This window comes from Pandoraea pneumonica (assembly GCF_902459645.1).
Classification (GTDB): domain Bacteria; phylum Pseudomonadota; class Gammaproteobacteria; order Burkholderiales; family Burkholderiaceae; genus Pandoraea; species Pandoraea pneumonica.
In genome coordinates this window covers 1-14,214 of the sequence record NZ_CABPSK010000001.1, presented here as the reverse complement: position 1 = coordinate 14,214, position 14,214 = coordinate 1, and the positions used below count along the sequence as shown (strand labels likewise).

Below are 14,214 nucleotides of genomic sequence, written 5' to 3'. Positions count from 1 at the left end.
ACTCCGATTTCATGACCGAAATTCTCGTCCTGTATTACAGCCGGCACGGCACCACCGCCCAACTCGCTCAGTGCATCGCCGCCGGCATCGACAGCGTGCGCGGCGCACAAGCCCGCGTGCGCACGGTGCCCGCCGTCTCGACGGTGTGTGAAGCCAGCGCCTCCGACATTCCCGACAGCGGCCCGCCCTACGTCGAACTTCGCGATCTCGAAGAGTGCACCGGGCTGGCACTCGGCTCGCCCACCCGGTTCGGCAATATGGCCGCCGCGCTCAAATACTTCCTCGACGGCACCACGCCGCAGTGGCTCTCGGGCGCGCTCGCAGGCAAACCCGCCTGCGTGTTCACGTCTTCCGCGAGCTTGCACGGCGGGCAGGAAAGCACGTTGCTCTCGATGATGATTCCTCTACTGCATCACGGCATGCTGCTGATGGGTTTGCCGTACACGGAGCCCGCGTTGTCGAGCACCCGCACGGGCGGCTCGCCTTACGGCGCGACGCACTTTGCGCATGACGGCAATCCGCTGTCGGCCGACGAGCGTCAGTTGGCGTCGGCACTCGGCGCACGCCTCGCACGCGCGGCACTCAAGCTGGCAGAATGACGTTTTTTGCGTGATTGCCTAGCGAATGCGCACGAAGAGGCGACGCGCTAGGCATATCGCTCCACGCAGCAGTAGTTAAGGCAACCGAGACAGCCCATGACTGCAACACCGCCCGAGACGCCCGAGTCGCAAAAATCCGCCGATCAGCGTGACCAACCGGCAAGCGCCAGCACGCTGCGGCGCATCAGCATCGCCAGCCTGCTGGCGTTAATTGCGCTATCGGTCGCTTGGGAGTTGTGGCTCGCACCGCTGCGTCCGGGCGGCTCGTGGCTGGTACTCAAGGCGCTGTTGCTTCTGTTGCCGTTGCGCGGCGTGTTGCGCGGCAATCTGTACACGCTGCAATGGTCGAGCATGTTCATCCTGCTGTTTCTTGCAGAAGGCGTGGTACGCGGCATGACGGACACCGGCCCCTCCGCCACGCTCGCGTGGATTGAGACGGCCTTATCGGCCATCTTCTTTTTCGCCACCGTTTTCTACCTGCGCCCGTTCAAACGCGCGGCGAAGGCCCGCAGTCGGCAAACAGCAGCCACGCATTAGTTCCGATGAACGACACCGCCTTTCTCACCGCCTGTCGCGACCTCCTCGGCGGCGACCATGTGCTGCGCGACGACGCGGACATCGCCCCCTATCTGATCGATCAACGCAAGCGCTACGTCGGACGCGCCCTCGCCGTGCTGCGCCCCGCCGACGCCGCGCAGACCGCGGCCCTGGTGCGCCTGTGCGTCGCGCATGGCGTGTCGATGGTGCCGCAAGGCGGCAATACCGGTTTGGCCGGGGGTGCCACCCCCGACACAAGCGGGCAGCAGGTCGTCATTAGCCTGCGACGGCTGGATCGCATCCGGCAGGTGGACGCCGAGAACATGACGCTCACCGCAGAAGCCGGGGTTCTGCTCGCTAACGTGCAGACCGCGGCGGCGGCAGAACAGCGTTTGTTCCCGTTGAGTCTCGCGGCAGAAGGCAGTTGCACCATTGGCGGCAATCTCGCAACGAACGCGGGGGGCACAGCGGTACTGCGTTACGGCAACGCCCGTGAGCTGTGTTTGGGGCTGGAAGTCGTCACCCCGCAAGGCGAGTTGTGGGATGGCCTGCGAGGGCTTCGCAAGGACAACACCGGCTACGACCTGCGCGACCTCTTCATCGGCGCGGAAGGCACGCTGGGGCTGATTACCGCAGCCACACTAAAGCTGTTCGCTCAACCCGCCGCCCGCATGACGGCGCTCGCCGCCCTCGATAGTCCGGCGCAAGCACTGGCCTTGCTCAATCTTGCGCAATCGATGGCTGGCCCGCTGCTCACCGGCTTCGAGTTGATGTCGGACTTCTGTCTGCAACTCGTTGCCCAAGTGTTCCCGCAGCAGCGTTATCCGTTTGGCGAACCCCATGCGCAGGCGGTGCTGCTCGAACTCTCCGACAACGAAAGCGAAACCCACGCCCGCGAATTATTGGAGCGACTGCTCACCACGGCCGTCGAGCGTGGCATCGTGCGCGACGCCATCGTCGCGGCCAGCCTCGCACAATCGAACGCCCTCTGGCACCTGCGCGAGAGCATTCCGCTCGCACAATCGGCCACCGGTTTGAACATCAAGCACGACATCGCCGTGCCGGTATCGCAAGTCCCCGCCTTTCTCGCAGCTACCGATCCGATCGTGCAGCAGATCGCGCCCGGCGCCCGCATGGTGACGTTCGGGCACCTTGGCGACGGCAATCTCCACTACAACGTGATGGCCCCGGCGGGGGCCGACCCGGAAGCGTTTCTGCGCGATTACCAAGCACCGGTCACGTCGGCGGTGCACGACAGCGTGCATGCCCATCGCGGCACGATCAGCGCGGAACATGGGCTGGGGCAATTCAAGCGCGACGCGTCTGCCCACTACAAATCCCCCGTCGAACTCGCGTTGATGCGCCAGATCAAAGCCGCCCTCGATCCGCTCGGCCTGATGAACCCCGGGAAAGTGCTGCCGGACTGACGTGCACCCAGGTATCAGCGCCTTTTCACTCGAAAACCTGCCGAACTCCGTAAAAATATCGTCAATTTCGCGACAAAACGCCGCGAAATCGGGCCGTTTTCTTTACAGAAGCGGCATAAAACCCTAAAATCACGTCTTTCCAATTACGACGGAGTTTTCCGTGGGCAGTTGCTCTAGTAGCACGCAAGCGTCGGCAATGACCGACGAGGCGTTGGCCCGGTAACCCGCAGTCGCCTCTCGACTGCCGCTGCCGGCCCCAATGTCGCAGCGGTAGTGCATCGATCGCACCAATATCATCAGCCTCAAGGCTGGCTCTGATTTTCGGCAGCGATCAACGTTTTCCAGCACCTCCAACCGCAGTTCAGCTATGACCGAATGCGCTCGCGCGTTCGGGAACGACACGCTTGATGCGCGTGTTTGCTCGCCACCGCACTGGCAGCAAGCCCTGCCCGCATAGCCTGTCGACGCTTGCGTAACCTTCGCGCGTTTGCACCAACCGCAGCACCGTCACGTGCGCCGGCGATCCGCCTGCACGCGTGCGCTGCCAACGTGACACGCGCCGCCATGCCCCGGCATCCACCGTCTCAGGCCCATCGATTCGGGCCCTCGATTCAGGAGGTCAACATGACGCTGCAAATGCTCATCCCAACGCTGTTCGGCCGCCAGCGCGCCCGCACGTCCGCCGCGCCGGCCACCGTCACGACGTCGCCGCAATACCGGCTGGTCGTGCTCACGCTCGCTTCAAAAGCCAGCGCGATCGACGTCAAGGTGCGCACCGCCCTTCAATCGCAGCAACTCAAGCTGGAAACCGCCGCACGTACCCAACGTTCAGGCGGCTACCTGCTCGAACTCGACTACGTACTGCGCTGCGAACGCGGACAACGCGCCGCGCTCGTGCATCTGGTCTCATCCCTTGGCGATACCCCAGGGGTACGCGCGATTCGCTGGGAAACCGCGCCGAACGAATCCGCTCGCTAAATTTGCGGCGCCTTCGGGCGCCCGCCCCCTGTCTTCCTTCTTTCACCCAAACCTGTACGTTCACGTACATGTTGTGCTAATATGCTGCCCATCATTTGATCGGAGGCAGCCCCATGCCCACAGATCCCACCGACACGGCGTCGTCTGCCCCACGCCACGATGCCGCTGACAGCGACCTACTCACCGTCAGTCAGGCGGCCACCGCGCTTGGCGTCACCGCGCGCACGTTGAAGTATTACGAGGAACTCAATCTCGTCGTGCCCGCCCGCAGCGAAGGCCGCTACCGCATGTACACGCAGGCCGATCTCGCCACCTTCGGCCGCATTCTGCGCATGCGCTCGCTCGGCTTCTCCATCGCCGCCATCACGGAGATGCTCAAACGCCCCATGCGACTCGTCGAAGCAGGCAAGTCGCGGATGAACGACGAAGATCTGCAAGTCGTGCGTGACGCCCTCCACTCGCAGCTCGAAACGCTGCGCGAACGCACCGCCCAAGTGCGGCGCGAGTTGCGCGAAGCCGAAAAAATGGAAGCGCAAATGACCCACGACCTCGAATATATCGACCAGCGACTGCGCGGCGTGCCCGCCGACGACCTGCTGGCCGAGCGCGCCGCCAAACGGCGCAAATCGTAATTCCCCACCGCCTGATATGACCTCCGCCGCCCCGCCCACCGGCCCCACGCCCACACCGCCTGCGATGCCCGCACAGGGCGGCTCGGGCAGCGCAGGCGGCGGCTCGCTGCGGCCGATGCGCGCCGAAGCCTATCGCTATGCGCTCGGCCTCATCCCCGGGCTGGAATTCTTCGAAAACGCGCTGCTGGTCTACTTCGCCGTCTATGTCTCGGGCGGCGTCGATGCTTCCCCCAAAGAATTCGTCTGGATGACGACCGCCTACGGCATCGCGTCGGTCCTCGCCATCCTCAAACAGCAGTGGTTCGTCGAGCGCATCGGTTACCGGCGATACCTCACCGCCTCCCTGCTTCTCTACGCTTGCGGCGCAGTACTCGCGGGCACCAGCGAAAGCGTTACGCAACTGGTGATCGCGCGCGCCTGCCAAGGGTTTTGCGCCGGTAGCTGGATGAGTTCGTGCCGCATCCTCGCGCAAGTCAGCGTGCCCGCCGAGCGGCGCGGCAAGACAGTGCAGACGTTTGCCCTGCTGCTCTTTACCGGCTCGGCAGCCGCCCCGCTCATCGGCGGCATGCTCGTCTCGGCTTACACGTGGCGCACGCTTTTCCTATGCACCGCGCCACCCGCCGTGCTGCTCGCGGCCCTCGCCTGGTTCGCCATTCCCGACGTCGGACGCCTGCGCGATCGCGCCACTGGCGGCAGCTACCCGTTTGCACCGTTCATGGCCTTCGCCCTCGCGATGGGCGCATTTCAGGTCGTGCTTCAGGAAATGCGCTACACCCTCTGGCTGCAAACCCCTTGGCTGCCGCTACTCACCGTGGCTGGCGTAGGAGCGCTGGTGTGGTTCGGCTATCACCAGTGGCAACACCCAGCCCCCTTCATTCGCCTGCAATCGCTGCGTCGGCGCGAATTTCAGGTCGGTCTGCTGCTCTACGCCGCTTACTACTATCTGGCGAACACGCAGAGCTATTTGATGCCGCGCCTGCTCGAACAAGGGCTAGGCTTCACGGTCGAGCGTACCGGCCAGTTGCTCGGCTATTCGGCGCTGCTCACCGTCATCCTGCTGATGCTGTACTTCCGGGTCGCGAAGTTCATCACCCGCAAGAAATATCTGATCGTCAGCGGCTTCGTGATGACCATCGCCACGAGTCTCTGGCTCGGTGCGATGCCGCCCAATGCCGGGCAAAGCCAGCTCTATGGGGTGCTCGCGCTCAAGGCAGTCTTCGGCATCTTCACCGTGCTGCCAGTCGCCAATCTGACGTTCCGCACGTTCGATCACGAGAGTTTCGTGCACGGCTACCGGCTCAAAAACATCCTGCGTCAGCTCTCCGGCTCGTTTGCCGTCTCGACCATCGTGGCGTTCGACCAGCATCGTGAAGCGCTGCACCGCACACGCCTCACGGAGATTGCCAACCCCTACAACCCCGTTTTCACGCAGACGCTCGACACACTCGCCAATGCCCTCGCGCACGCTGGCGTTGCTGTGTCGCAAACGCACGGCGCGGCGCTCGCCCAGATTGCGCAAATGATCGAGCGGCAGGCCGCTTTTCTGTCGTTCATCGATGGCTTCCATTTCATCGCCATCGTGGCCCTGTGCGGCGCGATATTTGCAGCGTTCCAGAAGCAGCTAAATTAGAATCGTGACGTGCCCGCCGGAGGGCGCGCCACGACATCGGGGCGCACCGGCGCTCCTGCTCTCGCTGCCTCGGCCGTCATGCTCAAAGCTCTGCTCTCACGCTTCATGCCATCGCACGCGCCAAGCCCCGCCATCGACGATGATCTGTGGCGCGAAGTCGTCGATGCACTGCCCTTTCTCGCCTCTCGTAGCGCTGCCGATCTCGACAAGCTGCGCGCATTGGCCACCGACTTTCTGGGCGGCAAACAGTTCTCCACCGCACACGATCTACCGCTCACGCAAGCGATGCAGGTGTCGGTGGCCGCGCAAGCCTGCCTGCCCATTCTCCAGTTGCCGCCCGCGCTCTATCGCGGGTGGACAGGCATCGTGCTGTATCCGGGCGAGTTTCTGATTCGCAAGACGGTGGAAGACGAAGACGGTGTCGTGCACGACGTGGCACAGGAAGCCAGCGGCGAAGCCTGGGACGGCGGCCCCGTGATGCTTTCGTGGCAAGACGTGCAAACGAGTGACGTGCTCGCCTACAACGTAGTGATTCATGAGTTCGTCCATAAGCTCGATATGGAGAACGGTGAAGCCAACGGCGTGCCGCCGCTCATCCGGCGCTTGCACGGCGACCTGACCGAACAGGCGTGGTGCGAGGTCTTCGATCCGGCTTACGAAGACTTCTGCCATCACGTGTCGAACGTACCCGACACCCGCTGGGAAGCCTTCGCCTCGACATCGCTGCTGGACCCCTACGCCACGGAGCACGAATCGGAGTTCTTTGCGATCTGCGCAGAAGCGTTTTTCGTCGCACCAGTTGCGTTTCGCAACGAATATCCGGCGCTTTACACGTTGTTTTCTCGGTATTTTTTGCAGGATCCGGCCGCAACGCAGACAGCAGGCGGTGAAACCGCGCCACCCAAGGCCCCGCCAGTGGCCCCAAGCCCATGAAATCGTTGCGAAATTCGCGATTCTCGTGGCATAATGCGCGTTTTGCTCACCCGGAAAGTGGTTGACGCCTTTTCAGTCGCAGACGTTCACACGTGCGCGACGGCGTTAGCGGGGAGGTCCCCCGCGCAGACTGGCTACCGACTTAACCATAGGTACATCATGAAAGAAGGCATTCACCCGAATTACCGCGAAGTCGTGTTCAAGGACATGACCCCGGGCATCGACTTCCAATTCATCAGCCGCTCGACGATCCAGACGAAGGAAACGATCGACGTTGATGGCACGACCTACCCGCTCGTGAAGCTGGATACGTCGTCGGCATCGCACAACTTCTACACCGGCGAAACGCGCATCATGGATGCCGAAGGCCGCGTCGACAAGTTCAAGAAGAAGTTCGGCAACCGCGCCGGCGGCAAGGTCGCCTAAGTTTTACAGGCGACGCGCCGCACAACGCGAAGTCTCGCCCTCGGCAAGTCCGACGGGCCGACATCTCGGGGTTGAATCCCCAGCGTTGGAAAGCATCGGAAAGGGGCAGCTCAGGCTGCCCCTTTTTGTTGGGTGTGCCCAGCGTTACGCCCCGGGTTACTGTCATACTGTCGGCTTTTCTGGTTTTCCCTGTATTTTCTCCTGAGCCATCTCTGGCTCGCGCCCTGTTTTTCCGCGAACCGGCCTAGTGGCCGGTAACGTCGTCCGGCCTATGAAACGAGTTCGCATCACTGCCTCCGCTACCAGCGCGCTTCCTCGCTCGCTGCTTTTTGCCATTTGTGTCATCTATGTGCTGGCGGGGTTGTTCGGTCGCGATCCGTGGAAGAACGAAGATGCTGCCGGGTTCGGCATCATGTGGACAATGGCGCACGGCCAAGTGGCCGACTGGCTGCTGCCTAACATCGCCGGCAAGCCCATCTACGATAACGGCCCGCTGGTGTCCTGGCTGGGCGCTCTCGCGATTCGCACCTTCTCGTGGCTCGACGCGCCGGACGCCGCGCGCATCGTCACCGGCCTGTGCTTCTACGCAACCTGCACGTTCATCTGGTACGGCACCTATTTGCTGGGCCGCCGCCCGGAAGTGCAACCGTTCAAATATGCCTTCGGCGGCGAACCGGAACCGCGCGACTACGGCCGCACGCTCGCCGATGGCGCACTGCTCATTTTGCTGGCCTGCTTCGGTCTGGCCGAACGCGGCCACGAAACCACCGCCACGGTCGGACAACTGACGCTCATCTCCATGGCGATCTACGGCCTGGTGCGCAGCCTCGACAAGCCGCGTCAGGGTGCCGTGTGGTTCGGCCTCGCACTGGGCGGCATGGCGCTCGCGTCGTCGCCGCTCATGACGCTTGCGCTGTGGGTGGCTGGCATCGCCGTCGGCGTACTCTGCCGCGCTGTGCCGCTGCGCATGCTGTTGATCGTGTCGACGCCCGTCGCCGTGATCATCGCCTGCGCCTGGCCGCTCGCCGCGCTTAAATTTGCCGATGGCGCGCAGCGCTGGCTGCGGGAGTGGGCGCATATCGGGATCGACGCATTCAGCGGCCCGACACTCGACTCGCTGAGCTACATCACCAAGAATCTGGCGCTGTTTGCGTGGCCGGCATGGCCGTTGGCGGCGTGGTCGCTGTATTCGTGGCGCGGCATGCGCCGGGCACCGCACATCGCCATTCCGCTGGCGCTCGCCGTGCCGATTCTGGTGCTGATCGTGTTGCAAGCCCATCAGGGCAACCAGCTCTTCATGCTCGCGTTGCCCGCGCTTTCGATCATTGCCGCGTTCGGCCTGCCAACGCTCAAGCGCGGCACGGTGAACGCGATCGACTGGTTTGCCGTGTTGTCGTTCACCGTGCTGGCGTGCTTCGTGTGGATTGTGTGGCTGGCGGGCATCACCGGTTTTCCGGCATCGACGGCGCGCAATCTGCGCCGCCTCGTGCCCGGCTTCAATCCCGAATTCAGTTGGGTGACGCTCATCAGCGCGCTGGCCGTCACTGGCGCATGGGTGGCACTCGTGGCGTGGCGCGTGTCGCGCAGCCCGAAGGTCATGTGGCGCAGCGTCGTGCTCTCGTCGGGCGGTACTACCCTGATGTGGGTGCTGCTCATGACGCTCTGGCTGCCGGTGGTGAACTACGGCCGCACGTATCGCGACGTGGCCGCACAGATTGCCGCGCACCTGCCCGCGGACTACACCTGCATTCGCACCGCACGCGTGGGCGATGCGCAGCTCGCCTCGTTCGCTTACTTCGGCAAGATGCGTTTTGGCTCGGCAAACGACGACTGCGACGTGCTGCTGCGCCAAGATTCGCAAGACTACAGCGAGCCGCTTTCGCTCGCCCCGTACGAGTGGCGTCAGCTCTGGGAAGGTCGGCGCGCCGCCGACCGCGACGAGCGATTCCGTCTTTACGTCTTGCAAGAACGTCCGTGGCGCCGCTCGGCGCGTCCGCGTTGATCGGTCGCCGCCATGTGGCATGACATCAAGCGCATCGCCAGCCTCGCCTGGCCGGTGCTGATCGGGCAACTCGCCGTCATCGCCTTCGGTGTGATGGATACGGCCATGGTCGGGCGCGCGTCGGCCTTCGATCTCGCCTCGCTCGCCCTCGGCGGTTCGATCTACATCACCGTGTACGTCGGCTTGATGGGCATTCTCGTCGCGCTTTCACCGATCGCCGCGCAACTCTTTGGCGCGGGCGAGCGGTCGGCGATCGGCGAGGAAGTGCGCCAAGCTATCTGGCTCGCCCTCTTTCTCGCGATCCCCGGCTTTCTGCTGCTCACGCATCCGCAGTTCATCCTGCGCTTGTCGGAAGCGAACCCCGAACTGGAAGCGCGCGCGAGCGCCTATCTGCAAGTGCTCGCGCTCGGTTTGCCCGCAGCGTTGCTGTTTCGCGTGTACTCGTCGCTCTCGACGGCCGTCGCGCAGCCGCGCATCGTCATGGCGATTCAGCTCACCGGGCTGGCACTGAAGGTGCCGCTCAATCTCGCGCTGATCTACGGCGTGGAGAGTCTGGGCATTCCGCCGCTCGGCAGCACCGGCTGCGCCATCGCGACGACAGCAATCAACTGGGTTTCGTGCGCGCTGGGGCTCACGCTCATGGTGCGGCACGCGAAGCTGCGCGAGTTCGGCATCTTCTCGCAGTTCTGCTGGCCGCAATGGACCGCCATCCGCGCACTGCTCAAACTCGGCGTACCGATGGGGCTGAGCTATCTGATCGAAGTGACGGCCTTCTCGTTCATGGCGATCTTCATCACGCGCATGGGCGACATCACGCTCGCCGGGCATCAGATCGCGGCCAACCTCGGTGCGCTGGTGTACATGCTACCGATGTCGATTGCCATTGCGACGGCCACGCTCACCGCGCAAGCGATCGGCGCCCGCGACTTCAAGGCCGCGCATCTCGTCGGACGGCACGGCATCGCGTTTGCCGCGATGCTCAGCGCAGGTCTGGCTACGCTCGTCTGGCTCGGCCGCCCGCTGATCGTCGAAGCCTATACGACGGACCCGATGGTGGCCGCCGTAGCCACCCCGCTGCTGGCGTTCGTCGCGTTCTATCACCTCTTCGACGCGCTGCAAGTGAGCGCCGTCTTCGTGTTGCGCGCTTGGAAAGTCGCCGTCATTCCGACCGTCATCTACGCCATTTCGTTGTGGGGCGTGGGGCTGGGCGGTGGTTACGTGCTGGGCTTCGACAGCTGGGGCCTCTCGCCGGTATGGCTGCACGGCGCTAAGGGCTTCTGGTTCGCCAACAGCGCGAGCCTTGCCGTCGCAGCGTTCGGGCTGCTGGGCTATTTGCGCTGGGTGGCGCGCGCCAAAGGGTAGTGAAAACTGCCGGACGCCGCGGCTCTTTCGGCTCATTCGGCTAATTTGCGCGCACGGCCACCTCCAGCGCCCCGAAAAATCCGTCGTAGACGTCCTTCTGAATCACGGTCTCCGTCCGGGCATCGCCATTGCTGTCCCAGACTGTGCGGTCGAATCGCACACGCACCAGCAACTCTTGTTTGCCATCGACGGTGCGCACCGTAATGATTGCCGCCATCCGCTCGTGATCGGGCCGCCCCGGCAGCCCGCCGATACGCGCCTTCAGAACGCCCCGCGCGATCTGACGCCACTTGGGCACCAGCACCGTATTGCGCTCGGCTTCGACCACGCCCGTGTCTGCATCGACGGAGATCGGCGCATAACCCTGCTGAGCGAGCGTTTTGGAGATGGCATCGAGTATGCGCGCCTGCTGCGTCCCGGCATTCCCAACATTCCCGACGAAACGTCGATCCCGCAATTGCCGCAGCGTCTCTCGCTGCTCGTCGGTGAGGTCGACACTGACTTGCCGCGAACTGTAGCGCACCAAGTCGCCTCCGCTCCCCGTCTCCCTTTCATTCGCCGGTGGGCTGGCGCACGCGGCGAGTCCCACGAGAAGCCCAACACCCACCACGGGCAGGACAAAAATTTGCGGTAGTTTGATCGAATTCATGCATTTAGGAGGACGAGAGAGCGCCCCTATAATAGGAACCCGCATTGCCCGCCACAAATGACATTTTCTTGCCAACGCATTAGCCGTTCTACAAGGTTTTGCCATGCGCCCCCTGCGCCCCTCGCGCCACATGCGCCGCCTTCCGCCCCTAAACGCACTGCGCAGTTTCGAGGCCGCCGGGCGTCTGAATAGCCTGACGCTCGCCGCCGATGCGCTGAACGTCACGCAAAGTGCCGTCGCCCAGCAAATTCGCGCTCTCGAGTCTTTTCTCGGTCAGAAATTATTTGAGCGCGATGGTCGCTCAGTGCGGTTGACGGTGCGTGGCCGCCACTACTGGACCGACGTCACCGCCTGCCTCGGCCGCCTTGCCGAAGCGACCGAGCAGATGCTGGACAGCACCACCCACCTGCCGATTCGCGTGAATGCGTCCACGTCGTTCACCCATGCGTGGCTGCTGCCGCAACTCGCCGATTTCCGCACGCATCATCCAGACATCGATGTCGAACTCATCGCGACGCCAGATCAGCACGTGGCGCACATCGACGAAACCAGCGACGTCGTCATTCGCCGATACACACCTGAGCTACGTCGACAGGGCTTCACGTCGAAACCGTGGCTACGCAGCGAAGCGGTCGCCGTCTGTGCGCCCGACCATCCTGGGCTTGCTGACGTCCGTACTCCCGCGGACCTGCTTCGCGCCCCATTGCTGCACTACGCAGGCCTTCCGCAAGGCTGGCAGTACTGGTTCCACTGCGCTCAGGTGAGCGTGGGCGAAACGCTGCGCGGAACGATCTTCGATGAGTTTCTGCTGGTGCTAAGAGCCGCGTCGAGCGGTCATGGCATCTGTCTCGCCCCACGCGCAGTCATTCAGGACGATCTGGACCGTGGGCGGCTGGTGGCCCTCTTCGACGACACGGTACGCCTCGAAGGCCCGCCCTATCACTGCCTGTATCGAACCGACGACGACGCCCGCCTGACCACGTTCATCGACTGGCTCATGAACCGGCCGCATGCGATGCATCGGCCCGCAGAAAGCGCTTGATCCAGCGGATAACGTAATGCCCGCTGCCGGGCCCCGCCGAGACAGAACTGAACATTGACGGCGGCGGACTTGGCAGCCGCTCGCGACATCACGTTGTACGATAACAATTTCGTCGTGAACGACATGACGGGCAGACGGAATCATCCGCTCGCCGCACCTCGCAAATGACGACGCAGGCCCGCCACGTGGCGCTACAAATCAAAGGATGTAGCCCGCGAACACGCCGAATTTCGCGTGCAAAAGGGTATACCCGAAAAGGCATTCGAAAGAACTTTCCATAAAATGTTGTCTGACAACATACAACGGCGTTGAATCTCCCCCGTATCTCCCATCCATTCTTTCGTCAGACAAGGTCTCACTCGCCATGCCCCGTACCCCCATCGTTACTGCGTTGCGCGTCGTTCCGGTTGCCGGACGCGACAGCATGCTGCTGAATCTGAGCGGCGCCCACGGCCCGTTCTTCACGCGCAATCTGGTGATCTTGCAAGACAGCGCCGGACACACCGGCGTTGGTGAAGTCCCCGGCGGCGAGTCGATTCGCAAGACCCTCGAGGATGCACGCCCGTATGTCGTCGGCCAATCCGTCGCCAACGTGCAAGCGATTCTCGGTCAGACACGCCGCGCGTTTGCCGATCGCGACGCCGGCGGCCGGGGCCTGCAAACCTTCGACCTGCGCACGACGATTCATGCCGTCACGGCGCTCGAAGCAGCGCTGCTCGACCTGCTGGGCCAACATCTGGAAGTGCCGGTCGCTGCGCTGCTTGGCGAAGGTCAGCAACGCAGCGAGGTCGCGATGCTGGGCTATCTCTTCTTCATTGGCGATCGTCATGCGACGGACCTGCCTTACGACGACAACCGCCACGCGCGCGACGATTGGGAGCGCGTACGCACGGAAGTCGCGATGACGCCCGAGGCTGTGGTTCGACTGGCGGAAGCGGCACACGCGCGGTATGGCTTTCAGGACTTCAAGCTCAAAGGCGGCGTACTCGAGGGCGACGCCGAAATCGAGGCGGTCACCGCACTGGCCAAGCGCTTTCCGCAGGCGCGCGTCACGCTCGATCCGAACGGCGCGTGGTCGCTCGCAGAAGCGGTTCGCCTGTGCCGCGACAAACACGATGTGCTGGCCTACGCAGAGGATCCCTGCGGTGCAGAAAACGGCTATTCGGGCCGCGAAGTGATGACCGAGTTCCGGCGCGCCACCGGCCTGCCGACAGCCACCAACATGATCGCGACGGACTGGCGTCAGATGGGCCATGCGATTCAATTGCAGTCGGTCGACATTCCGCTCGCCGACCCGCATTTCTGGACGATGCAGGGTTCGGTACGCGTTGCGCAAATGTGTAACGACTGGGGGCTGACGTGGGGCTCGCATTCGAACAATCACTTCGACGTGTCGTTGGCGATGTTCACGCATGTGGCTGCTGCTGCCCCCGGCAATATCACGGCCATCGATACGCATTGGATCTGGCAAGACGGTCAGTATCTGACGCAAAAACCGCTGCAAATCGTGAATGGCAAGGTGCAGGTGCCGACAACTCCGGGGCTGGGTGTCACGCTCGATATGGATGCCGTGGAAGCCGCCCACGCGCAATATCTCGAACACGGATTGGGCGCGCGCGACGACAGCGTGGCGATGCAGTATCTGATTTCCGACTGGAAATTCGATCCGAAGCGGCCTTGTCTGGTGCGCTAAACGAGAGGTTTGCCGAAAAATTGCGCAGCGCCTGTCATGGCGCTGTCGCAATGCGAGCGAATTGCGTGATATCGAAAAATCACGCGAAACATCCGCAAGGGGATTTTTGAGCAGAGATAGCGAGAATTAACGCTGCAAAAGAGTGAGGAAACGCAGCGAGAGATTCACCAAATGGCGTCCAGAAATGAAAAAAGCCTGTCCAACTTTCGTTGAACAGGCTTTCTTACTTGGCGGAGCGGACGGGGCTCGAACCCGCGACCCCCGGCGTGACAGGCCGGTATTCTAACCAACTGAACTACCGCTC

At 63.1% G+C, this 14,214-nt stretch carries 13 protein-coding genes; 12 read left to right on the top strand and 1 reads right to left on the bottom strand.

Features of this window, described 5'->3' with window-relative positions:
• Positions 1-11: 11 nt before the first annotated feature.
• From wrbA to PPN31114_RS00020, 10 genes are all read left to right on the top strand, one after another.
• Positions 12-599 (top strand): NAD(P)H:quinone oxidoreductase, encoded by a 588-nt coding sequence (wrbA, locus tag PPN31114_RS00065; protein WP_150677506.1) that lies wholly within the window; start codon positions 12-14, stop codon positions 597-599.
• A gap of 96 nt (positions 600-695) precedes the next feature.
• Positions 696-1,136: a DUF2069 domain-containing protein gene (locus tag PPN31114_RS00060; RefSeq protein WP_150677505.1), complete on the top strand. Its 441-nt coding sequence runs from the start codon at positions 696-698 to the stop codon at positions 1,134-1,136.
• A 5-nt stretch (positions 1,137-1,141) separates the two neighbouring features.
• Entirely contained in the window at positions 1,142-2,563 is a 1,422-nt protein-coding gene (locus tag PPN31114_RS00055) for an FAD-binding oxidoreductase (protein WP_150677504.1), read from the top strand.
• A gap of 624 nt (positions 2,564-3,187) precedes the next feature.
• Positions 3,188-3,541: a hypothetical protein gene (locus PPN31114_RS00050; RefSeq protein ID WP_150677503.1), complete on the top strand. Its 354-nt coding sequence runs from the start codon at positions 3,188-3,190 to the stop codon at positions 3,539-3,541.
• 113 nt (positions 3,542-3,654) lie between these two features.
• Entirely contained in the window at positions 3,655-4,173 is a 519-nt protein-coding gene (locus PPN31114_RS00045) for a MerR family transcriptional regulator (protein ID WP_150677502.1), read from the top strand.
• A 16-nt stretch (positions 4,174-4,189) separates the two neighbouring features.
• Positions 4,190-5,803 (top strand): MFS transporter, encoded by a 1,614-nt coding sequence (locus PPN31114_RS00040; RefSeq protein ID WP_150677501.1) that lies wholly within the window; start codon positions 4,190-4,192, stop codon positions 5,801-5,803.
• A gap of 78 nt (positions 5,804-5,881) precedes the next feature.
• The gene (locus PPN31114_RS00035) at positions 5,882-6,736 is read left to right on the top strand and encodes a M90 family metallopeptidase (RefSeq protein ID WP_150677500.1); all 855 of its coding nucleotides are present in this window, start codon (positions 5,882-5,884) and stop codon (positions 6,734-6,736) included.
• Between the two features lie 159 nt (positions 6,737-6,895).
• Complete coding sequence (locus PPN31114_RS00030; RefSeq protein WP_150677499.1) at positions 6,896-7,162, top strand: type B 50S ribosomal protein L31; 267 nt, start codon at positions 6,896-6,898, stop codon at positions 7,160-7,162.
• A 271-nt stretch (positions 7,163-7,433) separates the two neighbouring features.
• Positions 7,434-9,164, top strand: coding sequence for an ArnT family glycosyltransferase (locus tag PPN31114_RS00025; protein WP_150677498.1), 1,731 nt, complete (start codon positions 7,434-7,436; stop codon positions 9,162-9,164).
• Positions 9,165-9,176: 12 nt separating this feature from the next.
• Complete coding sequence (locus PPN31114_RS00020) at positions 9,177-10,526, top strand: MATE family efflux transporter (RefSeq protein ID WP_150677497.1); 1,350 nt, start codon at positions 9,177-9,179, stop codon at positions 10,524-10,526.
• 40 nt (positions 10,527-10,566) lie between these two features.
• On the opposite strand, the gene PPN31114_RS00015 is transcribed toward PPN31114_RS00020, so the two are convergent.
• Positions 10,567-11,049, bottom strand: coding sequence for a hypothetical protein (locus PPN31114_RS00015; protein WP_246182344.1), 483 nt, complete (start codon positions 11,047-11,049; stop codon positions 10,567-10,569).
• A gap of 229 nt (positions 11,050-11,278) precedes the next feature.
• On the opposite strand from PPN31114_RS00015, the gene PPN31114_RS00010 reads away from it, so the two are divergent.
• Together PPN31114_RS00010 and gudD are read left to right on the top strand one after the other, a co-directional pair.
• Complete coding sequence (locus tag PPN31114_RS00010; protein ID WP_246182343.1) at positions 11,279-12,217, top strand: LysR substrate-binding domain-containing protein; 939 nt, start codon at positions 11,279-11,281, stop codon at positions 12,215-12,217.
• 364 nt (positions 12,218-12,581) lie between these two features.
• Positions 12,582-13,910, top strand: a complete 1,329-nt coding sequence (gudD, locus tag PPN31114_RS00005) for a glucarate dehydratase (protein WP_150677496.1) — start codon at positions 12,582-12,584, stop codon at positions 13,908-13,910.
• Positions 13,911-14,214 lie beyond the last annotated feature (304 nt).